The organism is Synechococcus sp. CCY 0621 (assembly GCF_019038465.1).
GTDB lineage: Bacteria > Cyanobacteriota > Cyanobacteriia > PCC-6307 > Cyanobiaceae > Cyanobium.
The window spans coordinates 14,572-36,865 of the sequence record NZ_JAFKRH010000038.1 but is presented as its reverse complement, the minus strand read 5'-3'; the positions used below and the strand labels follow the sequence as shown (position 1 = coordinate 36,865).

28 protein-coding genes, 1 tRNA gene and 1 pseudogene are annotated in these 22,294 nt (G+C 62.6%); 14 read left to right on the top strand and 16 right to left on the bottom strand.

Annotated features, from left to right (window positions below; all coding sequences use genetic code 11):
- Window positions 1-382 precede the first annotated feature (382 nt).
- Window positions 383-772: a PilZ domain-containing protein gene (locus KUG43_RS12400; RefSeq protein WP_216909481.1), complete on the top strand. Its 390-nt coding sequence runs from the start codon at window positions 383-385 to the stop codon at window positions 770-772.
- 329 nt (window positions 773-1,101) lie between these two features.
- Window positions 1,102-1,175, top strand: a tRNA-Pro gene (locus KUG43_RS12395).
- A gap of 22 nt (window positions 1,176-1,197) precedes the next feature.
- Here the strand turns inward: KUG43_RS12395 and KUG43_RS17105 are convergent.
- The 3 genes from KUG43_RS17105 to KUG43_RS12380 form a co-directional block, all read right to left on the bottom strand.
- A complete protein-coding gene (locus KUG43_RS17105; protein ID WP_286194733.1) occupies window positions 1,198-1,551 on the bottom strand; it encodes a hypothetical protein in 354 nt (117 codons plus the stop codon).
- A gap of 620 nt (window positions 1,552-2,171) precedes the next feature.
- Complete coding sequence (locus KUG43_RS12385) at window positions 2,172-3,542, bottom strand: sensor histidine kinase (RefSeq protein WP_216909480.1); 1,371 nt, start codon at window positions 3,540-3,542, stop codon at window positions 2,172-2,174.
- A complete protein-coding gene (locus KUG43_RS12380) occupies window positions 3,539-4,261 on the bottom strand; it encodes a response regulator (protein ID WP_216909479.1) in 723 nt (240 codons plus the stop codon). Before KUG43_RS12380 ends, KUG43_RS12385 begins: the two co-directional genes overlap by 4 nt.
- Before the next feature lie 178 nt (window positions 4,262-4,439).
- On the opposite strand from KUG43_RS12380, the gene KUG43_RS12375 reads away from it, so the two are divergent.
- Both KUG43_RS12375 and KUG43_RS12370 read left to right on the top strand, forming a co-directional pair.
- On the top strand, window positions 4,440-5,303 hold the full coding sequence (locus tag KUG43_RS12375) for a sterol desaturase family protein (protein WP_286194732.1): 864 nt from the start codon (window positions 4,440-4,442) through the stop codon (window positions 5,301-5,303).
- A gap of 103 nt (window positions 5,304-5,406) precedes the next feature.
- Window positions 5,407-5,718, top strand: a complete 312-nt coding sequence (locus KUG43_RS12370; protein ID WP_216909478.1) for an EF-hand domain-containing protein — start codon at window positions 5,407-5,409, stop codon at window positions 5,716-5,718.
- 79 nt (window positions 5,719-5,797) lie between these two features.
- On the opposite strand, the gene KUG43_RS12365 is transcribed toward KUG43_RS12370, so the two are convergent.
- Complete coding sequence (locus KUG43_RS12365) at window positions 5,798-6,082, bottom strand: hypothetical protein (protein WP_216909477.1); 285 nt, start codon at window positions 6,080-6,082, stop codon at window positions 5,798-5,800.
- Window positions 6,083-6,680: 598 nt separating this feature from the next.
- Between KUG43_RS12365 and KUG43_RS12360 the strand changes: the two genes are divergently transcribed.
- Together KUG43_RS12360 and KUG43_RS12355 are read left to right on the top strand one after the other, a co-directional pair.
- Window positions 6,681-6,863, top strand: coding sequence for a metallothionein (locus tag KUG43_RS12360; protein ID WP_216909476.1), 183 nt, complete (start codon window positions 6,681-6,683; stop codon window positions 6,861-6,863).
- The gene (locus KUG43_RS12355) at window positions 6,856-7,125 is read left to right on the top strand and encodes a CDGSH iron-sulfur domain-containing protein (protein WP_216909474.1); all 270 of its coding nucleotides are present in this window, start codon (window positions 6,856-6,858) and stop codon (window positions 7,123-7,125) included. Before KUG43_RS12360 ends, KUG43_RS12355 begins: the two co-directional genes overlap by 8 nt.
- Here the strand turns inward: KUG43_RS12355 and KUG43_RS17100 are convergent.
- The 5 genes from KUG43_RS17100 to KUG43_RS12330 all read right to left on the bottom strand — a co-directional run bounded on the left by KUG43_RS17100 (window position 7,087) and on the right by KUG43_RS12330 (window position 10,617).
- Complete coding sequence (locus KUG43_RS17100) at window positions 7,087-7,647, bottom strand: YrrC family ATP-dependent DNA helicase (RefSeq protein ID WP_286194731.1); 561 nt, start codon at window positions 7,645-7,647, stop codon at window positions 7,087-7,089. The genes KUG43_RS12355 and KUG43_RS17100 overlap by 39 nt on opposite strands.
- An 11-nt stretch (window positions 7,648-7,658) precedes the next feature.
- Window positions 7,659-7,904 carry a hypothetical protein gene (locus tag KUG43_RS12345; RefSeq protein WP_216909472.1) on the bottom strand — a complete coding sequence of 82 codons (246 nt, stop codon included), beginning with the start codon at window positions 7,902-7,904 and terminating at the stop codon, window positions 7,659-7,661.
- Between the two features lie 52 nt (window positions 7,905-7,956).
- A complete protein-coding gene (locus KUG43_RS17360) occupies window positions 7,957-8,034 on the bottom strand; it encodes a DUF1651 domain-containing protein (protein WP_216909752.1) in 78 nt (25 codons plus the stop codon).
- Window positions 8,035-8,297: 263 nt separating this feature from the next.
- A complete protein-coding gene (locus KUG43_RS12335) occupies window positions 8,298-9,932 on the bottom strand; it encodes a hydroxysqualene dehydroxylase (RefSeq protein ID WP_216909470.1) in 1,635 nt (544 codons plus the stop codon).
- 541 nt (window positions 9,933-10,473) lie between these two features.
- Window positions 10,474-10,617, bottom strand: a complete 144-nt coding sequence (locus KUG43_RS12330) for a CAB/ELIP/HLIP family chlorophyll-binding protein (RefSeq protein WP_216909468.1) — start codon at window positions 10,615-10,617, stop codon at window positions 10,474-10,476.
- 93 nt (window positions 10,618-10,710) lie between these two features.
- Here KUG43_RS12330 and KUG43_RS17500 point away from each other — a divergent pair, with 93 nt between their 5' ends.
- From KUG43_RS17500 to KUG43_RS12320, 3 genes are all read left to right on the top strand, one after another.
- Window positions 10,711-10,851: a hypothetical protein gene (locus KUG43_RS17500; RefSeq protein ID WP_502988612.1), complete on the top strand. Its 141-nt coding sequence runs from the start codon at window positions 10,711-10,713 to the stop codon at window positions 10,849-10,851.
- 36 nt (window positions 10,852-10,887) lie between these two features.
- Complete coding sequence (locus tag KUG43_RS17495) at window positions 10,888-11,100, top strand: hypothetical protein (RefSeq protein ID WP_502988611.1); 213 nt, start codon at window positions 10,888-10,890, stop codon at window positions 11,098-11,100.
- A gap of 193 nt (window positions 11,101-11,293) precedes the next feature.
- Window positions 11,294-11,842 carry a hypothetical protein gene (locus tag KUG43_RS12320; RefSeq protein WP_216909466.1) on the top strand — a complete coding sequence of 183 codons (549 nt, stop codon included), beginning with the start codon at window positions 11,294-11,296 and terminating at the stop codon, window positions 11,840-11,842.
- Between the two features lie 244 nt (window positions 11,843-12,086).
- Here KUG43_RS12320 and KUG43_RS12315 read toward each other — a convergent pair whose 3' ends face one another.
- From KUG43_RS12315 to KUG43_RS12300, 5 genes and pseudogenes are all read right to left on the bottom strand, one after another.
- Entirely contained in the window at window positions 12,087-12,386 is a 300-nt protein-coding gene (locus KUG43_RS12315; RefSeq protein WP_216909464.1) for a DUF8643 family protein, read from the bottom strand.
- 55 nt (window positions 12,387-12,441) lie between these two features.
- Window positions 12,442-12,624, bottom strand: a complete 183-nt coding sequence (locus tag KUG43_RS17490) for a DUF8681 family protein (RefSeq protein WP_502988610.1) — start codon at window positions 12,622-12,624, stop codon at window positions 12,442-12,444.
- Between the two features lie 314 nt (window positions 12,625-12,938).
- Window positions 12,939-13,199: pseudogene (locus KUG43_RS17095) on the bottom strand (transposase); the annotation flags it as partial.
- A 357-nt stretch (window positions 13,200-13,556) separates the two neighbouring features.
- The gene (locus tag KUG43_RS12305; protein ID WP_216909460.1) at window positions 13,557-14,615 is read right to left on the bottom strand and encodes an Ldh family oxidoreductase; all 1,059 of its coding nucleotides are present in this window, start codon (window positions 14,613-14,615) and stop codon (window positions 13,557-13,559) included.
- Window positions 14,616-14,621: 6 nt separating this feature from the next.
- The gene (locus tag KUG43_RS12300) at window positions 14,622-15,461 is read right to left on the bottom strand and encodes a VanW family protein (RefSeq protein ID WP_216909458.1); all 840 of its coding nucleotides are present in this window, start codon (window positions 15,459-15,461) and stop codon (window positions 14,622-14,624) included.
- Between the two features lie 63 nt (window positions 15,462-15,524).
- Here KUG43_RS12300 and KUG43_RS12295 point away from each other — a divergent pair, with 63 nt between their 5' ends.
- From KUG43_RS12295 to KUG43_RS12275, 5 genes are all read left to right on the top strand, one after another.
- Window positions 15,525-16,646: a KamA family radical SAM protein gene (locus KUG43_RS12295; protein WP_216909456.1), complete on the top strand. Its 1,122-nt coding sequence runs from the start codon at window positions 15,525-15,527 to the stop codon at window positions 16,644-16,646.
- Window positions 16,646-17,641, top strand: coding sequence for a D-alanine--D-alanine ligase family protein (locus tag KUG43_RS12290; RefSeq protein ID WP_216909453.1), 996 nt, complete (start codon window positions 16,646-16,648; stop codon window positions 17,639-17,641). The genes KUG43_RS12295 and KUG43_RS12290 overlap by 1 nt, the downstream gene beginning before the upstream one ends.
- The gene (gene murJ, locus KUG43_RS12285; protein ID WP_216909451.1) at window positions 17,614-19,245 is read left to right on the top strand and encodes a murein biosynthesis integral membrane protein MurJ; all 1,632 of its coding nucleotides are present in this window, start codon (window positions 17,614-17,616) and stop codon (window positions 19,243-19,245) included. The genes KUG43_RS12290 and murJ overlap by 28 nt, the downstream gene beginning before the upstream one ends.
- Window positions 19,246-20,317: 1,072 nt before the next feature.
- Window positions 20,318-20,803 carry a hypothetical protein gene (locus KUG43_RS12280; protein WP_216909449.1) on the top strand — a complete coding sequence of 162 codons (486 nt, stop codon included), beginning with the start codon at window positions 20,318-20,320 and terminating at the stop codon, window positions 20,801-20,803.
- Between the two features lie 323 nt (window positions 20,804-21,126).
- Entirely contained in the window at window positions 21,127-21,297 is a 171-nt protein-coding gene (locus KUG43_RS12275; protein ID WP_286194729.1) for a metallothionein, read from the top strand.
- Between the two features lie 245 nt (window positions 21,298-21,542).
- Here the strand turns inward: KUG43_RS12275 and KUG43_RS17485 are convergent, their stop codons facing one another.
- Entirely contained in the window at window positions 21,543-21,746 is a 204-nt protein-coding gene (locus KUG43_RS17485; RefSeq protein WP_502988609.1) for a hypothetical protein, read from the bottom strand.
- 152 nt (window positions 21,747-21,898) lie between these two features.
- Window positions 21,899-22,291 (bottom strand): DUF302 domain-containing protein, encoded by a 393-nt coding sequence (locus KUG43_RS12270; protein WP_216909444.1) that lies wholly within the window; start codon window positions 22,289-22,291, stop codon window positions 21,899-21,901.
- Window positions 22,292-22,294: the final 3 nt, after the last annotated feature.

The following is a 22,294-nucleotide window of genomic DNA, read 5'->3' as shown; positions in this document are numbered from 1 at the left end:
AGGGTGAGCGAACTGGACGCAAGCCGCTGGAGAGAACACGTGCGCAGCCGGGACCTGGCCTCACACATCCGACTTTTGTTCAGAATGCCTGCCATGCCTGTCATTTCGCTGCCTTGATTCTAAATTGGACATCGCAAAGGATAGGCTTATAACATTATCCTCTACCCTCTTCTACGTGGAGTGGTTTTGATCAGAGTGGCTGGGGCCGATCGCCCCTCAGAGGGTCATGTCCTGCCCCGATCCCCACGCTGAGACTTAACCATTTCTTTGCCTGAAACTATTCGATCGCCACGCTTGGGTTTGTGTATCCGTCCCGACATGATGCCGTTGACAATGCAGCGGCTTGCTTTTAGCTTTGAAGGTACATGTCTGATCTGGATCCATGCTACCGGAGTTTACCGGAAATGAGGAGCGACGCAAAGATCGACGCAGTTCGCTAAGGCAAATTTTGCCATCGGGAGTTCCCGCCAGCATCCATCTGTCCTCGGGGCATTCGGGCTACGTAACATTGGGTGATATCAGCCGGGCTGGAGCTTGCATTGTTCGTCGCGGATTGCTGGAGGTTGACCTCAATGATCAAGTCTTCCTCAGCATCAGCGATTATGGACTGTTCCAAAATGTTTATCTGTCTGCTTGCGTCAAGTGGATGACGATCTTGAATCAGAAGATTCGTATGGGTCTTGCCTTCACGGAGGGCCCGCTGCTGCCTGGAACCATCCTGGATCAGTACTTTGATAGAGCTCTGTTGGCGCCTGGATCCTTGGAGGCCTGAAGTGCAAGGCACGGGTAGATGCTGTTCGTCTGTGAGCAACACTCTCTGAGCCGTACAGCGCGAAAGATCTGCTCTTGAGCAGGTGGTTCCTATCTTTTGCTCCACACACCTGCAACCACATTCAGGACATTCGTGACTGCGTTGTGCTGTTGCCACTGGCCAAGGCTGCGTCCCTGCGATCGTGCACCCAACACGTGTGTTTGACCTCAGGCCGCTCATCACGCTGCTTTTCAATCCTCTGCACAAGCACCCGTCGCGGACCCTTCACAGGTCCTGGCCTTCTGTCACTGGGGCGATCGTCGCCAGATCATGGACTAAGCTTTGAACGACGGGGCGTGGCGCAGCTTGGTAGCGCGGGTGCTTTGGGAGCACTAGGTCGCAGGTTCGAATCCTGTCGCCCCGATTGACTTTTCAGGGATTGCCATTCACCCCCGGTTGGACAGGGGTTGGACAGAACCTGCATCCGGCTCTTTCATTGCCCGTTCCCTGATGGGCAACCGGACCTCCTCTATCCGAAGTAGTTGGTTGAGCAGCAGGAAGCAGCATCTGACGGAGTGGTGGGGACGAGTCGAGCCTGTGGTGGGTCGGATCACTCCATCGGGGCTGGTCCGGTCCAGGACCTCCAGTAGCGCTATGAGCACCCGCTGGACCTCAGGTCCAATCTCAGGGCTGTGCACCGCGCCGAAGGCTCTGGCGGTCATGCGGCTTTCGATCTCCTGCAGGGTGTTGGTCGTGTCGATCAGAAGCTGGATGGAGATGTCGGCGGTATAGAAGGACATGGGGCTGAACGGGCAGTTATCGGTTACTCCCAGCAGCGTTCTCGGGAGCGGTCAGAGAGCGACAGGCACTTGCTGCCCATTCCCTGGATTGACCACCTCAATCATTCCTGAGGCTCTCAGTCCCGGAATTTCCTGTCCAACCACTGCGTCACCACATAGACGCCGATAAACATTGGTAGATAGGCGATCCACATATTGGGGAGGTCAAGCTCTGAGTTGTTGATCAGAATCAGTCCCGCGTAACTGATAAGGCCATAGATGAAAGCTCTACGCAGTGGCCCAACGATTTGTTTCGAGTAAGTTGCAGCGGTGGTTTCATCCTATGGCAACTACAGCTGAAGTGTTAACTGACTAACGGTGGTGGTAGTGGCCTTTGGTCTCTCCAGTGCAGGCTTCAACCTTGAGGGTGGCGAAGAGTGCGCCAACTGCCGCTCTCAGTACTCATCTCCAAACCAAGACCAACCTGGGATGCCGGTTCGCCAGCGGGCTGTTGCTCCTTGCCACCAGTGGGTGGCGAACGCCCATGCCTCCTCGATCGAATCGAAGTGCTCATCAAGCTCAAGGTGGGGTTGGCAGCACTGGGCGTGCTCACTGCAGATGGCGCCCGACCACCGTGGGCCTCAAGCCCGATCAGCCCGGAACCGCGGCAGTTCCACGGTGACCCTTGCACCGCCGCCTGGTGCGTCCGCAATCGTGAAGTGGCCATGGTGACGGGCCAGGAGGTTGCTGACAATGGCGAGGCCAAGTCCGGAGCCGCCGGTCGTTCGCGCCCGCGAACGCTCAAGCCGCACGAACGGCTCGCGCACCCAGTCACGCATCGCCGCTGGAATGCCGGGCCCGCGGTCATCAATGGTCACCACGACCCGATCAGGCGGCGTCCCGGCCACCCCGATCCGCGCCTGGTGACCGTGCTTCAGGGCGTTGTCGATCAGGTTGGCAAAAACCCGACGCAGGGCAAGGCGGTTCCCAAGCACATAGAGCCGAGGCGTCGGCCCGTCCCCAACCCCGTCGAGGCTGACGCTCTGATCCGGTCGAGCCTCCAGTTCCAGGCTCAGCAAGGCGTGGATGTCGACCAGTTCGAGCCCATCCTCCGTCGCTGTCTCGGTACCTTGGGTGGCGAGCAGGGCATCATCCAGCAGGCGAACCATGTCGTCGAGGTCCGAGATGGCTTGGTCCAGACCCTGGGAGGTGGGCGCGTGCTCCAAACGCAGCCGAACCTTGGTGGCCAATGTCCTGACATCGTGCTGGAGACCGCCGACAAGGGCAAGGCGCGCCTGCAACAGTCGCGACAGTCGCTCCTGTTGCCGGTTGAAGGCTCCCACGAGGGCGCGGATCTCCGGCGCCGCTGACCTCACGTCCCGGATTGGCTGGGGGTCGGCGTTCAGATCAATGCTGTCGACGGCACGCGCCAGCTCTTCCAGCGGGCGGATCTGACGCAACAGGAACACCAGCATCAGCGTGGCGAAGATCGTCCCCACCAGCCCGGCGCCGAAGCCGAGGGGTAAGCCGAGATTGGTCACCGGAAACAGCTCCCGGGATCGCAGAACGAGCAGCGTGTAGCGCTGCAAGGTGATGCTCAGAACGCGTCTCGCATCGGCGCTGCGCAGCAGCGGTGGCAGGCCGTCCATCGGCCGCCCGGGTCGCCAGACATCCAGCCCGATGGCACGGTTCGGCATCGCCGCCCGGTAGGCAGCTGCGAGCTCTTTCAGTGGCCGGTCTTCCGGCGCCGCAGGGCTGAGCGCGGGCCCGGCATGGGGTTCAAGCGTGACTTCGAGGGTCGGAGTCGACAGCGCCGGCAGGATCTTCGCCCGCGCCTCGTCGGAGAGCCCGTCGAGCAGATCAGCCATCGCCGCCACCTTGGCCGGCGAGGGAATCGTTGCCTGCGCGTTGATGGGCGACCGCCGCAACACATAGGCCGCGGCCATCACGGAGATCGTGAGCAGTGTGACCACAAGGGTCAGGCCGAGGCGAACCACCTGGGACGTTTTCATCCCGACACGACCTGCACCGTTGGCGTGAACAGATAGCCATGACTTCGGATCGTGGCGATGAGCCGTTCGTTGTCACTGGCCGCTTCGATCTTCTTCCGCAGCCGCGACACCAAGGTATCGATGGACCGGTCAAAGGGATCCCCACGGCGCTGATGGACCTTCTCGAGCAGCAGATCCCTCGAAAGCACACGCTGGGGTGCCTGAACGAAGCAGACAAGCAAATCAAATTCAGCGCTGGTCAGTGCAATGTCACGTCCTGATGAATCGGAAAGACGTCGCGCATTCACATGGACCGTGTATTGATTGAACTGGAGCACCTCCTGGGGTGGGTTGCGTCCGGCCGGCGGCCCGCCACGGCGCAACACGGATCGAATCCGGGCTACCAGTTCCCGTTTGGAGAACGGCTTCGTCACATAGTCATCGGCACCGAGTTCAAGACCGACGATGCGATCGACTTCAGCACTTCGGGCCGTGAGCATGATCACGGGAATCGACGAGGCCGCGCGCAGCCGCCGGCAGATTGACAGGCCGTCCTCACCGGGGAGCATCAGATCGAGGATGACGAGGTCGGGTCGCTCGAGCGCGATGGCGGCGTCCATGCGTCCCGCATCGGGAACGCCCCTGGCAGCAAACCCCTCCTCGCTCAGGACGCCGATGAGGAGCCCTCGGATATCGTCATCATCATCGACCACAAGGATCTTGGTTGGCTCTGCGCCCATCCCCAGGCTCGGCGAGGTGCACCCTCTGTAGCTGTTCGGCAGGCGTTGGTGTGGCTCATGCACAAACTGACAAAGTCTGGCCACAAATCTCCGCAAAACGCATCCACACGGAAAAACCCCCGTCAAGTTGACCTCTTACCTTCTTGGTGTGGCCACCTCGCACCACGTGGAGAATCCCATGGTTGATCCCAGTCTGATTCCAGCCGCCCGCACTACATTGGGGCCCCTGTTCCTCGCCATCGTCGTCGGGCTCATGGCACTGGAGTACACCGGCAGCCGCTTCGCCCGTGTCGACACCCATGACATCGATGAAACCGCAGCGTCCTTCGTGATCGCCTTCGGCCACCAGATCATCCGGACGATGGAGGCCGCAGTCGTCTCGGTGCCCCTCTTCCTGGCCTACAACCATCGACTTTTCGACATTGATTTGGCATCGCCACTGGCTTGGATCGCGTTCTTTGTGATCGTGGAGTTTGTCTACTATTGGCATCACCGCGCCTCCCACCAGGTGCGCTGGTTGTGGGCGACCCACGCGGTGCACCACTCCTCCACCCGGATCAATCTGACCGCTGGCATTCGGCTCGGATGGACGGCGGGATTATCCGGTCACTATCTCATTTATGTCCCGCTGGCTCTGATTGGGTTCCACCCGATCGCCATTGTGATCGCTCTCAGCCTCAACCTCGGCTACCAGTTCTTCATCCATTCCGAGTGGCTGCCACGCCTTGGGTTCCTTGAATGGATCTTGAACAGCCCGTCCCATCACCGGCTCCACCATGCCTGCAACGAAACTTGCCTCGACAAGAATTTTGGTGGGACATTGATTGTCTTTGACCGGCTCTTCGGCACCTTCACGGAGCAGCCGGCCAAGGAAACGCTCTGCTACGGACTTGCCGGCCAAGCCAGAACGCTCAATCCTTTCAAGATCGTGTTTGGCGAGTGGCTGGCCATGTTCGCTGAGTTCAGGGCAGCGAAGTCCGGCTGGAAACAACGGCTTTCCATCCTGTTTGGGCCCCCAGGTGCTGGACAACATTCCTCCTAATCGTTTGAGTTCGCATCCAAAGCCATCGTCGATCGGTCTGTCGTCATCAGCGGCTGCCGCCATCCAACGGCCAACCTCAGCCAATCCCATCGGAGTTAACACCATGAACACCAAACGGTCTTTCGCCACCCGTCTTGCCTCGGCAACGGCCCTGTGGATGGCGCTCGCACTGCCGGCAACCGCCACATCCGAGCGCGCACAGGCCCAGGCCAATTTCCTCAAGGCTGACGCCAATCAGGACAAGCAACTCGATTTCGCTGAATTCAAGACCTTCGTCAATCTCAACGCAGACCAGGGCCTCGGCCGGGCGCCCAGGATCCGACGCTTCGGCATGTATAGCCGGGCCTTCAACATGACGGATGAGAACGGTGATGGCGTCGTTTCGAAACAGGAAATTGAGGCCCAGGCCCAGTAGTGGTCATCGCAACGATGGATGGGAGTCAGCATCGCAATGGCATGGAATGCTCGGGAGTCCAAGGAGAACCGAATGGAACCTATCGATCCATGGATGCACCCTCATGGGGTTTCCCCAGCTTGGCCTCAGTCGCTCTTGCCCCGCCCGGCCGCCGAGACCACACCCAGCGCGCATCGCGCCTCAGCTCCATGACGAAGGGTGATCCAGACGTCATCAGGGTGTCGTGCTCATCGGGGGTGAGCACTTCCAGCGCAGCCCCCAGCCCAACGATGAACTCCTCATCCACCTGGGTGGCGGTGAGTTCCTCGCCCACCAGGTCCTGGATCAGGGGGCAGAAGCGCTCCTCGAACCATTTGCGGAACACCGGATAGCTGCGCTCCGCCGGCCAGGTGCCGGTGTCGCGATGCCAGTAGTCGAGCTCGGCTTCACAGATCGCCTAGTAGACCTCCTCGAGGATTTCCTTGGCCTCTTCTTCCGTCTCGTAATCGTGAATCAGATACAGGCAGGGCTCCCTGGCTCCAGCTGCATCGACATCGAGGTCGTGCTGCCCGGCTCAGACCAGCATTTTCTGGCTGGGGTAGCTCCGCACCTGCAGCGGTTCACCACGGCCATGGCCCACCCGGCGGTATGGCCTTAACGCTAGGTCTGGCTCACTGGGCAACCGTGGCGCTGCCGGGGGAGCCAGACACGTTTAACGCGAAGTGCCAATGTCCTGCAACCCAGCACAGCTGCAGAAAGGCTGGCCTCGTCCCCAATGAGAAGGGCGCCCCGTGTCGGACGCCCTACTGCTGCGCAGAAGCCTTCGGCTAGGGCCGGTTGCAGGGTCTCAGCTCGCGCTGCCCTGGTCGTGGCCTCTGACCTATAGATAGTTCCGCCAGCCAGGCTTGTCAGTACGGCAAGCCGTTCCTGCCCGGTGCTGACGGCACCAGACTGGGCCCATCGGCACAGAGCAAGGAGAGGCCATGACCACGACCCTGGAGAAACCAACCACGCTGCAGTGCGCCTGCCCGGGCTGTCACTGCACGGTGCAGGCGGACAGCCCGTTCCGCAACGGCGCCCTGCTGTTCTGCAGCGAGGTCTGCGCCAAGGGGCACCCCAACGGTGAGCCCTGCCACGCCGGCTGTGGCTGTGAGTGCCATGGCTGAATCGGCTCCGCCTTCTGCGGGTCCGATTCCCCTGGAGCTGCCAGCGGGAGTGCACCAGCTCTGCCGCTGCGGCCGCAGCCGCCATGGCTGGATCTGCGATGGCGCCCACCTCGGCACTGGCTGGGTGTCACGGGAGCTGCGGCTTGATCAAGCCAGCACGGTGATGGTCTGCGGCTGCGGCCTTTCCCACCGCTACCCGCTCTGTGATGGCCGCCACGCCAGATCAGCGGGCCGCAGACGCTGGTGGAGGTGGTGGGCCTGAGTGGCTTGATCGTCCGGTCGGCGCCCCCTGTCTGGGGGTGAGCTCAAGGCCCAGGCGTTGCTCTGCCCAGGGGATGGTTCTGCCTACCTCCCTGTGGCGCTCATCGCGGAGCTGAGTGGGTAGGAAGATCGCCGGCTCAGCCGCCAGGGTGTCAACGTCGTGGGTCGGGCCGATCCCGCGGATCATGCACGAACCCAGGTACTTCTCGATCCACTCCGCGGTGGTTGGAGCGGAAGCCCTGAGGAAGGAGGCTCTGAACTGCTGGCCGTGCTCGCGGCTGTTCACCCAGGTGCCGCTCACGGTGACCCATTCACCGGCACTGATCTCGGCGGCATGGCCCACCACCGTCACCAGGTCGCGGTGGCCGCGGGCCTTGATGCGCAGCACGCAGAAGCCGTTCTCGGCATTGTGGAAGGTGACGCGCTCGATCGATCCCGCCAGCACCTCGGTGGGCTGCGTGCTGGCCTGGGCAGGTTCAGTGGAGGACGGGGGTGCCAGTGCGGGAGAGGCCTGTGGGGTCACCTTTGCAGGGTTCAGGCCTGCGGATGGCGCAGGGTGCGCCAGCTGCCGCTCTCGGTGCTCACCTCCAACCCAAGGCCGATCTGGGAAGCCGGTTCGCTTGCAGGCTGTTGCTGCTGCCACCAGTGGGTGGCGAACGCCCAGGCCTCCTCGATTGAATCGAAGTGCTCATCGAGCTCAAGGTGCGGTTGGCCGTGGTGATCCACCAGGCGGTAACGCCGTGGCGGGTGGCTGTTGCTCATTGGCAAGGAGGGGGCCATCGGATCTGGGCTCAGCTTGGTGGGGGGCAATCGGTATTGGCGGTCGTGGTGATCACCACTGGGGGCTGCAGGGACTCCAGCCCGCTTGGCGCTTCTCAGCCCAGAGCTTGAGGGCCTCCGCCCGGCTCAATTCCGGCGTGACTTCAGCAACGGAATCTCCTGATCGGGGAGCAACTCACCGGTGATCACCTCGCCTTTGGTTCTGTCAAGTGACATCCGGAATTAGTGCTGGACCAGTTTTCGCTTTCGCCTGACATCCTGAATGAAGACTACGGACACTTCTGCCCTGACACTTGAGGACATGGAATCAGAGGAGTGGGTGATGATGCGATCAATCCAGCGAACGTCAAGAGACATCCATGCCACAGCTATGTTTATATGATAACTTGATGGCTATGAGTCAAACCAAGGGAGTGTCAGGCCAAAGACATCGATTTGATCCATTACGATTTTGTTGAGAACACGGCCTAGAACGACCTGTGGTTCATCAGCACGAATTGGGACGACCGAATGTTGGATGGTCTTCGATTGATTCGACCCTTTGACGATTTTGCGCCTGATCAGGGAGTTTCCTGCTTCCAGTCCACAAACATAGGCTCTTTCCTGACAAAGGCCTTTGGCACCATGCTCTTTGTTGCCCATCCGCACCCAGTCACCAGCGCAGACGATCGTCTCTACTGAGGTTTCCAAGGGTGGGCGCTTCCTAAAACTGCCGGGAGAGAAGTGAGACACAGAATCTGGATAACGCCGTACCTCGTAATCAACTACCTTCGCGTTCCTGAATTCAGGGTGAGCAATTGGAAGCAAGTCATGCATAAGTCGATCAATAATCTCTTGATCATTCATCACTGCGATCGCAGATGCGTTGTAAAAGTCGCTTGCAATCACGGAACCCTGCGGCTGGTCATGACCCCATAGCGCCCGCTCCGATTCTTTTTGCAGTTGGTCAAGCATGAAAAAGGTGCCTCCAGCGCCCTTCAGCGATTCGAAGCGAGAGAAGACATTGGCTGGGTAAGCGATTGGAACATAGCGATCCAGCCACAGACGTGTTGAAACGACATCGATCGATCCGAGGGAAGCAGCGGCAACAAGCTCTGGCGCTGCTTTGCTGCATTCTGGAGATTTAGACATCAGGGATTTAAGTCCTTTAGCACCCACCGCTAAAACCACAGCATCGACGTCATCAATCACCCTGACTTCTTTTGCTGTTACACTTTGAATTTCAACCGAGCTTATGCGTTGCGTCGCAGATGAAACATTCAACCGTGTCACGAAGGTTCCCCCAAGGACGCGCAGATGATGGCGAGACATCAGCCTTCGACTGAGAGGCTCAAACAGTTGTTCGGCAATGCTTTTTGAATTAATCCAACGAACATCAAACGAGTCTTGATGCGCCAGGGCATAGTAATAGAGGAGCTCCATAGTGACAGCGGCCGAAACTTCTTCGGGAGGCTTGAACAAGCCAACCAGCAAGATCGGTCGCAAGAACTCATTAATTAGTCGATCGCTGATGCCTAGCTTTAGAAATAGTGATTGTGCACTAAGATTGTCGTATTTCTGGAAAATCTGGTCGCTTCGATAGAGGTCCAGTATGGCATAGAGAAGTCCTGCGATACTGAGTCGATCTTGAATGGGAAGTCGCTTGAAGTTTTTGATTGTTGCAATCACTTGGCCTAGGGGGCTTGGCCATTGGGGTGATTCTCCAAAAACAGGAGCTGTCGCTTCCAATCCATCGGGTGACCAAAAAGCACTGGTTGTGAAGTCAGTGAATATATTGCCAATTCTGAGCTCTTCTGTGAGGGCATTGATGTTGGGATAGTCCTTCCAAAAGCCCCTGATTCCAGCCTCAAATGGTTTACCGCTTTTGGTTGTGATTGGTTGACTGCCGGTTGGATCGAGCATCCCATCGATCAAGGTCACGTCAACGCCGGCTTCGCAGAGTGACTTTGCGGCACCCCAGCCAGCCCATCCGCCTCCGATGACGACCACATGAGATTGTTTTCTGTCGGGCATGGTGTCGTCTGGCATGGCTCGTTCTAGCTGTTCTGTCTCAGCAGATTGATCAGTCGCGAATGGGTGTGAGGCCGCTACGGGTTGGGGTGCGACCCACCTACCTCGACCTCACTCCTCTATGCATAGCCACCCCAATGGCCGTTTGACTCAGCGGGATTCAGCAGGCCTTGAGCAGCTGATCGACCCCGACCGGTGACTGGGGCTGATCGAACCGGAGGCCCAGTACTGGTGGGCAGGCATAAAAAATTCCGGGACTGGGCCCGGGAGAGTCATTGGGTTTGCTGTCGCCCAAGGCTCTGGGCGAATCGGGTGAGCGATGGAGGTGCCGCTCGAACCATCCCTGAAGAAGCCCTAAGGAGAGGCCATGCCAATGTGCCAAGAAGTGGGGCGGCAGAGCTTGACTGGGTGGGATCACCACCGCATCGTGGATGGCATCAACAGGAGCTGGGTGAAAGATCACTGGGGCGGCTGAGCACGAAGATGACCATGGCGCTCATGCCAACCACCATTGCGATGACCGCAGTGATGGCTGGGGTGTAGTCGGTAGTCATGGTGATCAACCCAGACCGATTTGGGAAAGGATGCCCTGACCTGTAAGCAGCTCGGTGCCAAGCCCGATCACGAAGCCGAGCATGGCGAGGCGACCATTCCAGGTTTCTGCGAAGGCAACGAACCCGAAGCGGGGCATGGAATCAGCCATGACTGTTTCGAGGTGTTTCAGCAACTGTAATAGATTGTAACGAGGGGTGGCACTGGATTGCCCTCAGGGCGCGGGAAGGGCCGCCGTCGCCTGGTGCTCATGCTCCCCCAGCTGGGGGATTTCGACAGCCTCGAATACGCCCAGGCCCTGGTGGCGGCATGGCCGCAGCTGGAGGCCACCGGCATCAACGTGCTGGCGATCGGCATCGGTGATGAGACCCGCCTAAGTCGTTGACACCGGACGACCGGCTTCCCGAGCGAGCAGCTGCGGGTGGACGCCGAGCCCCAGCTGCATCGGACGCTGGCGCTCTACGAAGGCCTGTGGCAGATTGGCGGCCCCTGGCCGAACCTGCCGCCGATCCAGGGGCCGTTCTTCGCCAGAACAGGCGGCCGTGGCTTCCAGCGGCCCTTCGAGCTGGCCACGGTGCGGCTGCTCAGCAACATGAGCGAAGTGCTGGGCCACTGGCGCACCTACGTGCCCTGAGGCAGACGACACACTGGTGTACTGCTACCGGGACCGCGGCATTCTCGGCTTCTCCGAAACCATGCCCAGGCCGCTCAGCTTCCTGGATCCCTTTCTGGGCTGATCGCCCGCTTCAGCAGAAGGCGACGGAGGGACACCATTGCCACTCGTTTTGGGCTGGTGGGAGGCCAAGGCTGGTTCTGGGTAGGGTTCCGTGGTATTTGAGCAGCTGCCTTTCGTGTGGAAAGTATCGGTCACCGGGCGGTTGTGGATCATCTCCACGCATGTGGTGATCTCCCTGACTTGGGCCGTGACGGCCGGCCTATTGGTGTTGATTCAGTTCGGCCAGGCCGAGCGGGCCTTCCCCACGCAGGTGGTAGTCGCTGAACTGAGCAAGTTCTTGGACGACGTCGTGATCATTCCTTGTGCTTCGCTGAGTCTCCTGAGTGGTCTTGTACTTTGTGCCATCACACCGTGGGGGTATTTCAAGCACTGGTGGGTGGTGATCAAGGGCCTGCTCACGGTGTCGTTGATCTTTTTTGGCACAGTGGCCTTGGGTCCCTGGCTCGATAGCAATGCCGCTTTGGTCGCAGGGCTCAACTTGCCTGAGATACCTGCGGATTCGATCTACTGGACAACCTGGTTCCAGGGGCTGGTGGGTGGCGGCGTTCAGGTGCTGCTGCAGTTGGCCGTTGTGTTCATTTCTTTTCTCAAGCCCTGGGGGCGCACTCCGTGGAAACGTCCCATAAACGCTCAAGGCTGAACAGCGAGATATCTGGAACTTATTCAACCGAATCTTTTGATGTCTTGATGAACGGAATTATCCTGGCCTGCCGCTGATGCTGACAGGAGTTTAATCATTCCGCTGCTCGATTTCGCTATAACCGCCTAGAAACTTTAGTTAAACTGTCTGCTAGCGATCAATAAGTCTAAGGTTTAAATACCAAAGGCAGACCTATCGGATAAATCAGAATAGATCAAGCATCTAATTGAAAAATTGTTATCGCTCAGTAATTGTCGCCGTATTTGACGTCAGCGCTTGCATTCATCAATTCCACCGTCGTTTGATAGCCGCTAGCGACTGTCACTTCATGCTGAGCTGCAATGTCTTGAAGTGCTTCAAAGTCATACTTTGGAGCAGTGATCCAACTAAATCCCTTGCCAAAAGTGTTGTCTGGATTCACTACATACCAGTGACAAGCGGTGTCGGGAACCGACACAGAGCACTTGGTCCAATCGTTGTCCCATTGAGGAACCTGGACAAACATAACCGCCGCAAAGAGAAAGCCGAACAGTGCCCTGAACATACAAGCTTATCAAATCTTTACAATCCTACCATGAACCGGTCCTGCTGCCGCTCAATCAATCGGGTGGCGGCTGGTCCTTCTCAAAAATCCGCTCCAGGGATCTGCGGAAACCCTTTGCGCTCAGGGGCTTAGCGAGGCCACGTGTCCTCAGAGTGCTGCTGATCCACCAGACCTGCAGGCCACCAAAAGCAATGGCGAGCAGGCCTAATTGGATGTATCCCCAGTTCAGGTGCTCCATCACAACGGAATTTACTCCTCACAAAGCCCGCGCGGACGGAGCGATGCCCTGTTCGGGGGTGGGGAGTGGTGTGGAAACGTGAAGCCGCTCCTGTGCCGAGGGAGTGGGGCCCACAGTGAGGCCACGGGACGTCAGGATCCTTCGGTTTCATGCCCATGAAAGCGCCACTGACCAAGCAAGAGCAAGAGCGGCTTGAAGCCCTTCGCTGATACCGCATCCTCGACACACCAACCGAGCGGGCCATCGACGATCTGACGGCACTGGCGGCCTACGTCTGCGACGTGCCCATCGCCCTGGTCAGCCTGGTCGACTCTGAGCGGCAGCTCAGTGGCCTGCATGATCGTGCCCGCGGTGAGCGTGGCTTGGTGCCCACAAGCACGGCATTGATAACGCTTGAGCCGCCGGCCATAAACAAGGCCGTGCTCATGCCCATCGCAGCGGGGGCAATGGAAGCCGTCAGGCCAGCGGGCCTTCTCCAGAGAGGCCTCCCAGTGCGCCACTGGGCCGTAGAACTTCTGAAAATCGGGCAGCGACAGGCCCTTCTGGAGCTGGATGCCGTTGCGAGCCGTGACCACAGCAGGACCTGCATATCAGTTGAGGCGCTCGGTTCGTGTGCCGCGGAACGAGCTGGGTAATCAAGCCTATGAGAAATCATGCATGGCTAAAGTGCCTGACAACCAGTAAGCAATGGAGGATATAAAATATGCCGGTAACAGTTAAAGATGGACGGAAATATTTCGGCTTCAAGATGCCACCTGTCAGTATGCCGACCGATTCCAGTATCCAGCTGCCTCGCCGTCTCTTCTGCGGCATGGGCCCTCAGAGTTTTCCTGACAGGCGAATGTAAGTCCTATCAGGATACGGACCTTTGATAGGGCTTTCCGTCAGAAATCACCGAGCTGCCACCGAGCTGCCGGTCCAGCGGATCCGGTTCAGGCGTCTTTCTGCAGCAGGGCAACGGCATCGGCTCCGAAGTGATCGCCCAGGGCCTCGAGCAGGCCGAGGGGCAGGGGGATTCCATCGCGCAGCCGTTTCCGTTCGGTGAGGTTCTCCCGTTCACCGGGATAGAGAACCACCTGACCGGCTTCGGTGGGTGGAGTGGCTTTCAGCCCGGCGATGGCCGCCGCCACCCGGGCTTCGAAGTCTGCACGCCCGGTCCAGGCGGCCACATCGAGCACCCAGAGGACATGGCCGGTGCCATTGGCGGCGTCATGCACCCTTTTGCGCTTGAACATTGCCGCCTCTGTGCCCAGCAGCGGCCCGCAGAGCAGATCGGCGATGAGGGCCAGCCCTGAGGCCTTGGGGGAACCGGCGGTATTCGCCGCCGATGTTGCCGGGTCGAGGGTGTCGTGCCCGTCGGCGTCGAGTCCCCAGCCGGCGGGAATCGGCAGGCCGAGATAGGCGAAGTGGCGGATGCGGCCACCACTCACCGTGCCCGCGGACATGTCGAGCACCACGGGCGTGTCGCCGCAGGGAACGGCCCAGGAGAGGGGGTTGTTACCAAGTCTGGCCGCGGTGCCGCCGAAGGGGGCCAGATCCACGACGTTGGTGTCGCTGGTGGCGAAGCCCACCATCCCGGCGGCGGCGGCCATGCGGGTGTAGACCCCTGCCATGCCGAAGTGGTTGCTGTTGGTGACACCCACGGCGGCCATGCCATGGATGCGGGCCAACTCGATCGCCCGTTGCATCGCCTGGCCCGCGGCGTACTGGCCCGGGCTGCGATCGGCGTCGACTCGCATCAGGCACCCGTGGGTGGCTTCGAAGCGCAGCGTGGGGGAGGGGTTGATGCGCCCGTTGGCCAGGCTGCGGTCATAGCCGATCAGTTGCTGCAGGCCATGGGAATCGATGCCCCAGAGATGGGCTTGCACCAGGTGGCTGCGGATCGTCCCGGCCACATCGGCGCGGACGCCATGGCGCTCCAGGATCGCTCCGATGAAGCGGTCAATCCGCTCCTGCGGTACGCGCAGGCAGGCCCCGTCGGCAGCCGTCATGGCGATTCAGCCAGGCAGGGTGATCTGGGGACGGTAATGGCTGATGAAGCGGTAATCCAGCCGCCACCCCCGGGCGTCGCCTTCGCCTGGGGCGGCCAGTTCGGCCCCGGGACCGGCCGGCGCCATCCAGCGGCGGGTCTCCACCCGGCTGCCGGCACGGCCGTCATCAGCGGGGGGCGGCAGCCACGCGATCACCTGCGAGTCGAGGCGCACCTGGAGCGGACAGGGGGCCCGGGCAAACAGAGCGGCCTCCATGCTCCGGGGTTCGCCGCTGCGGTTCAGCCGCATCGCCAGGAGCAGCGGCACGGCATGGTCGTTGCGGGCCAGCAGGTTCTTGAAGCCATAGGCCACGGCCGCGTCCTGTCCCAGCTGGAAGAAACGATCCTCCCCATGCACGTCGATGCTGTGGTTGCTGTGCTCCAGCAGGGTGCAACCGGCCCTCAGCAGGGCGCCGAACAGGGTGGTGGAGACCTGGCAGAGCCCCCCCCCGATGCCGCTGCGCAGGCGGCCGTCCACGAGCATCGGACCGGCGCGGTAGCCGTTGGCCAGGCAGGGGCGAGGCACGTGGTGCCAGAAACTCAGAATTTCCCCCGGTTCGATCACCACCCCGTGGAGATGGTCGATCGCCCGCTGCATGTTGTGCAGCCGGTCCGCGTCGGCGGAGGCCTCACCGCGTCGCTTCACCGGTGTGACGCACTCCCCCCAGCACCAGGGGTGGGTGGTCTCTGCCGGGCCCTGCAGGCGCCGCGCGAAGCGGCGGCGGTGGCCCCGACGCCGGTAACCCCATTCGATCCACTCCTGACGCAGGCAGGCCCGCAGAGGCTGGGCCCAGGCAGGCAATGGCATCGACGACGGCGCCTTGAAACCACCATTCTGGCCGGGCCGGACGACTGGATTAGCATCCCGCTGATGGTCCTGTGGCAAGACGAGCTGAGCAGCGGCCTGCGCCAGGCACGGGCGCTCGCCGCCGATCCTTCCGGCCCCTGGCTGTCGCTGCCGCAGGAGGATCAGCCGGCGGTGGCGGCGGCCCGGGAGCGCTTTCCCTTCCTGGTGCCCACCGGCTACGCCGACCTGATCGACTGGAACGATCCCGGCGATCCCTTGCGGCAGCTGCTGATGCCCACCGCCGCGGAGGACAGCCCCGATGGATCCCTCGACACCAGCGGAGAAGCCCTCTCCACGATCGTGCCGGGTCTGCAGCACAAGTATGAGCAGACCGCCGTCTTCCTGCTCACCGAAGCCTGTGCCGGCCACTGCCGCTACTGCTTTCGCCGGCGGCTGATGAGCCGGGACGTGATGACCAAGGAGACGATCGAGGATCTTGAAGCGGCCGTCGCCTACGTGGCCGCCCATCCGGAAGTGGAGAACGTGCTGCTCTCGGGGGGCGACCCGATGATCTGCAGCACCCGCCGCCTGGAGCGATTGTTCGAGGCCCTGTCCCCGATCAGGCATCTCTGGCAGCTGCGCATCAGCACCAAACTGCCGGCCTTCCTGCCGAGCCGCTTCAGCACCGATCCGGCCCTGCTCGCTCTGCTGCACCGGCTGCGGACCCGCTTCCAGATCGTGGTGCAGTGCCACTTCGATCACCCGCGCGAGATCACCCCCGCGGCCGAGCGGGCGATCGAGGCGCTGCGAGAGAGCGGCTGTCTGCTGACCGCCCAGATCCCCCTGATGAAGGGGGTGAACGCCGATGTCGACGTGCTCACCGAGCTGTTCAAGCGCCTGCATCGCCTCGGCGTTCTGCCCCAGTACCTCTTCCATCCCCGGCCGGTGCAACACGCCACCCATTTCCAGCTGCCGCTCCTGGACGGTCTGGCGCTGGTGGAGGCCGTGCGCCGGCGCTGCAACGGGCCTGTGAAACGCTTCCGCTACATCCTCACCCATGCCGACGGCAAGCTGGAATTGGTCGGGCAGCTGCCTGGCCGCGATGGCGAGCTGGTCTGCCGCTGGCATCAGGTGCGCCGGGGAATCACACGCGAAGGCCTCCACCTCGCCCAGATCACGCCCGAGACGACCTGGCTTCAGCAGTGATGCGGATCGGCCTGCTGTACGAAACACGGGAGGACCTGCTGGACTCCCCCGCCGCCCGGGAAGAGACCCACTACCACTGGCGTGAGCCGGAGGAACTCGATGCGGTGGAAGAGGCGCTGCTCCAGCTGGGCCACGACGTGGAGCGCCTCGGCGGGGTGGAAGCCCTGCTGCGGCACGGCACGGCCGGCGCCGGCGAAAGGCCGGATCTGGTGATGAACCTTTCGGTGGGGGCCCTCTCGCGCAGCCGCACCGCGATTGCCCCGGCGGTGCTGGAGCACCTGGGAATTCCTTACACCGGTGGCGATGCGGCCGCCAAGGCGCTGGCCCTCAACAAGGACTGGCTCAAGCCCGTGATGCTCTGGGCCGGGATCGCCACACCCGCCTGGCGGCTTATCACTCCGGCGGAACCGGTGCAGGCGCTGCCGGACTGGCCGGTCTCGATCCTCAAGCCTGCGAGCGAGGGTTATTCGCTGGGGCTGCGGCGCTTCGAGCGCTCCTGGGGGCTCAAGGCCCTGCGTGAGCTGGTGGAAAGCCTGCACCAGGACTTCGGCGGCTCTGTGCTGTGCGAGGAGCTGATCTCCGGGCGGGAGGTCACCGTTGGGGTGGTGGGCAACGGGGGCGAGGGGATCGCTCTTCTGGGCGCTGTGGAAACCCTCGATGCCGACGGGGCGCCGCTAGGGGAGCGGCTGCTCGACCTGAAGGCCAAGCGTCGGGGCGGCCTGGCCAAGGTGGCGGTTGACCTGAACGAGCCCGTCCTGCAGCCCCTGCGCCGTGCTGCTCTGCGGCTGGTGGAGCTGCTCGGTCCGCTCGATTACGCCAGCTTCGACTTCCGCATCGACGCCGCCGGGACCGCCCACCTGCTGGATCTCAACGCCGATGCGACCCTGCACCCGCAGCGGTCGTTGACGCTCGTGGCCGCCCAGGCGGGCATGGCCTATCAGGATCTGATCGGCGCGATCGTGGCGGCGTGCCGGCGCCGCCACGGCGGGCACTGAGCGGGGTGGGCGAGCGTCGCTCCCTGGTGGGGATCGCCGGGGTGGTGGGGGTCGCCACGGCCCTCAGCAAGGGGCTGGGGCTGGCACGCTCCATGGCGGTGGCAGCGGTGTTCGGCGTCGGGGCGGTGGCCGACGCCTTCGCGTTCGCCGCGATGATCCCCGGCTTCTTCCTGGTGGTGCTGGGTGGCCAGAACGGTCCACTGCAATCGGCCCTGGTGAGCGTTCTCAGCCAGGATGAGGGGCTCGACCAGCAACGACTGATCGGCTGGGCCCAGCGCAGCCTGACCCTGGGGCTGCTGCCCGTGAGCCTGGGGATCGTGCTGGCGGCCGGGCCCCTGCTGGCGGTGCTGGCGCCGGGGCTCAGCGACGGGACGCGACAGCTGGCGGTCTTGCAGCTGCGCTGGATGGCGCCGATCGTGCTGCTCTCCGGCTGGATCGGGGTGGGGATGGCCCGCCTGATCAGCGCCGGGGTCTACGGCATACCGTCGCTCAGCCCGATGCTTTCCAGCACGGCGGTGATCGCCGCCGCGGCGGTGGCGCTGGGACAGGGGCGCTGGTTCACCCCGGGCTCACCGGCCTGGATGGCGGCCGCGTCCCGCACCCTGGCCCTTGGCATGGTGCTCGGAGCCCTGCTGCAGTGGCTCCTGCAGCAGCTGGCGGTGGGGCGTCTACGGGGTGCCGCCGAACCGGCGCAGCCCCAGCCTTCCGGGACGACCCCCGCAGCCCCGGAGGCGAAGCGGAAGGTGCTCGCCCTGCTGGCACCAGCCACCCTGACGACGGCGCTGGGAAGCGCCAATGCCACGGTGGATCTGATCTTCGCCTCCTATCTGCCGGGGGTGGCCGCCGCCCTGGGCTATGCGGAGGTGCTGGTCCAGGCGCCGCGCGGATGGGCGGCCAGCATGCTGCTGGTCCCCCTGCTGCCGGCCTTTGCCCGGCTGGCCGCTCGGGAGGAGCCGGCCCAGCTGCGGGAGCGGGTGACGCTGGCCCTGCGCCTCACCTGCTTCGTGGCCGTTCCCCTAGCCGCCCTGGTGGCGGCCCTGGCGGAGCCGATGGTGGCCACGCTGTTTCAGCGACGGGCCTTCGACCCGGAATCGACCCGGCAGGTGGCGGGGCTGCTGCTGATCTACGGCATCGGGATCGTGCCCAGCCTGGTGCGCGACGTGATGGTGCGCTTCTTCTACGGGCTGGGTGATGGGGCCACACCGTTCCGTGTCGGCCTGGCCTCCGTCGTCCTGAACGTGGTCCTGGATGCGGCCCTGGTGGGAAGTTTCGGAGCTCCGGGTCTGGTGCTGGCCTCGGTGGGCGTGAATCTGTTCGCCGTCCTGCTGCTGGCCATCGCCCTGGAGCGGGCCCTGGGGAGGATCGCCTGGTGGGGCCTCACCGGCGATCTGCTCACCAAGACGCTGGCGGGCCTGGTCACCACTCTGGTGGCGTGGAGCCTCTGGCAGGTGAGCGGGGCGCTCCAGCTGGCGGAGGCGTTGCCAATGGCCCTGCTTCGCCTGGCGGCGGCAGGGGCGGCAGGCGCATTGACGTTCCTCGCCGTGGCCCGGCTGCTGGGCATTCGCGACGGGGAGCGGATCCTGCGGGGCAGGACATCGGGCTGAGGCCAGCCGGAGCAGAGGATCGAAACCTGGAGTGGATTAGTGCGTTGTCATCGCGCCCCGTCTGCCCAGGACCGCCTGGGGGCCTTCGGCCGGGGTCGGGGCGAGCTTTCCCGGCGGGCGTTGCCCAGGGTGTGCTGTCCACCTGCGGAGACTTCCATGCCGGCGGTCATGGCTTAGGAGTTCGCAGAAAACCCAGCCACCTCTTCGAAAATGGGCCAACTGCCGCAGGTTTGATGCGTGGTCAAAAGAAGCGCAGCGGCTCTCAGTACTCCTACGTGTCGATCGAGGAGCGGATCCCAGCCAGCCAGCCGCTGCCGCCGATCGGGAAGCTGGCGTATTAGGTCCTTGATCGGCTCATTGCCACTGGGGTGGGAAGAGCTGAGGACACTTTCCGTGCTCGGGGTGCATCTCCCCGGCTGAAGGGATTCCAGGCTCAGTTCACCTCATCATCACTCCTGTTCAGCATCAGCCCCAGAGCGCCGCATTCTTCATCATCAACCTGAATGATTGCCCCACTGCCTTCCCTGGATCAAGCCGGCGCTGACGCAGCGGCGATCTCCTGGAGCGTCTTGCGACCACTGATGCCCCCATGGCGATCCTGGCCTTGAACTCAGGACTGTGGTTTCGGCGTTTGCCCATGGGTCTGAACCCGATTCAGGAGCGGTGCCCCACCACATTGGTTAACGATGGATGCTGTCCTGAAAACCCAGACACCACACCGAGCATGGTGCGACGGCCACTCCCGGTTTTGCTGAAGGCGGTGAATCCGCAGCGGGAGGTGGAGTCAGCCATGTTTGATTCAAGAGTCTTCGCCCCACGGCAACAGAATGTGCAGGCTTTAGGAAGGTTGTCCCTCCGGAGTGTCTTTGGAGGATCGCGCAGCTACTGATATTGGATCAGCTACCGAACTTCCGCCTGAGCGATGAGAAGACGCTCTGACTCGTCGGCCAGGAAGGGATCGGGTCATCCCATCGACATTCGTCACATTCTCGGGGGTGGATCGTCCTTACGTTGGAACTGGAGCCTTGATCACCCGTCGCACCCAGCTCCCGAGCTTGACCCATCCCTGGACATGACGATGGACAGCAACTACAACGAGCCCATCCGCCTTGATGAGTGGATCGACCGGGTCGGTATCGGCCGTACCGCCGCACTGGAGCTGGTCGAATGGCTGGGCATCGTTCCCGCTGCTGTCCAGCTTCCTGGCTCAGCTGATGTCGCCGCCGTCCTGACGGCTGAGCAGCGGGAGGCCATGGATCGGGCGCTGATGGAAGCCGTCGCCCAGCAGCCGTCTCCCGAGGTCGAGCCCGTCGCCCCCCTTGATGGTCTCACCGTTGCACGGGTCCTGATGGAGAGTTCCCGCGACGGCCTTCCCCTCCGCCATGAACTGTTGGCGGCCCTGCTGGCTGTTGACCCCGCCAATTCAGAAGCGATCCACTCCGAGGCCATGGCCTACGGCTTCAGGTTGCGCCGCCTTGGTCAGCGCCCTGGTAAGGCCAACGACCCGGACCGCCCCGCCGATCGCCGTCCCTGGCTTGCCGTGATGCTGAGGCCATGAGCCGAGCACAGCCTGAGATGGCCACTCCATGAAGGGGTCGCCCCGAAAGGACGGCAAAGGCTGCAGTCATGGGCTGGCCTGCGCGGCCTGCCTTCACTGTGGATGCTCACCGCCGAACTCGGCCCCAATGAGAAGGGCGCCCCGTATCGAGCGCCCTTGGGCCGGTTGCAGGGTCTGGGCTCGCGCTGCCCTGGTCGTGGCCTCTGATTCATTAATAGGTCCAGCAGCCCGGCTTGTCAGTACGGCAAGCCGTTCCTGCCCGGTGCTGGCGGCACCAGACTGGACCCATCGGCACGGAGCAAGGAGAGGCCATGACCACGACCATGGAAAAACCAACCGCACTGAAGTGCGCCTGTCCGGGCTGCCACTGCACGGCGCAAGCGGACAGCCCGTTCCGCAACGGCGCCCTGCTGTTCTGCAGCGAAGTCTGCGCCAAGGGGCATCCCAACGGTGAGCCCTGCCGCGCCGGCTGTGGCTGTGAAGGCCATGGCTGAATCTGCGATGGCCGCCACGCCAGATCAGCGGGCCGCAGACGCTGGTGCAGGTGGTGGGCCTGAGTGGCTCGATCGTCCGGTCGGCGCCATCTGTCTGGGGGTGAGCTCAAGGCCGAGGCGTTGCTCCTCCCAGGGGATGCTTCTGGCTACCTCCCTGCGGCGCTCATCTCAGAGCGGAGTGGATAGGAAGATCGCAGGCTCAGCCGCAAGGGTGTCACCGTCGTAGGTCGGGCCGATCCCGCTGATCATCCCCGAATCCAGGTACTTCTCGACCCCCTGCGCGGTGGTTGGAGCGGAAGCCCTGAGGAAGGAGGCCTGGAAGGCTGGCTGTGCTCGCAGCTGTTCACCCAGGTGCTGCTGACAGTCACCCATCCACCGGAACTGATCTCGGCGGCATGGCCCACCACCGTCACCAGGTGCCGGTGGCCGCGGGCCTTGATGGGCAGCACGCAGAAGCCGTTTTCGGGATTGTGGAAGGTGACGCGCTGGAACGATCCGGACAGGGCCTCGGTGGGCTGCGGCGACGCCTGGGCAGGATCAGTGAGTACGGGGGTGCCAGGGCGGACGTGGCCTGTGGGCTCACCTTTAAAGGGCTACCTGGCTAGGCCGCAGCGGCCTCGATGATCGCCGTGGTGGAGGTCTCCACCGCCCGGGCCACCTCCCGCAGGGAGGGATCGGCCGAGAGGCCCGCAAGCATCGCCTCGGGGCGGATCATCCCGAGGCGGGTCTGGCCGGCTTCGGTGTAGACGGAGATCCGGCAGGGCAGAGCCATGTTGAGCGCCATCGAGGTGCTGAGCACTGTGGCGGCTTGCTGGGGGTTACACACTTCGAAGATGCGGCACTGCTCCGGGAATGGCAGGCCTTTGCTGCGCAGGGTGTGGCCCAGATCATGCACGGCCAGCACGCCGAAGCCCTGGTCCACCACCGCCTCCTGGAGGGCGTTACTGGCCTCCTCGAAGGATTTCGGCGTGTCGAGGATGAAGAACGGATCCATGGC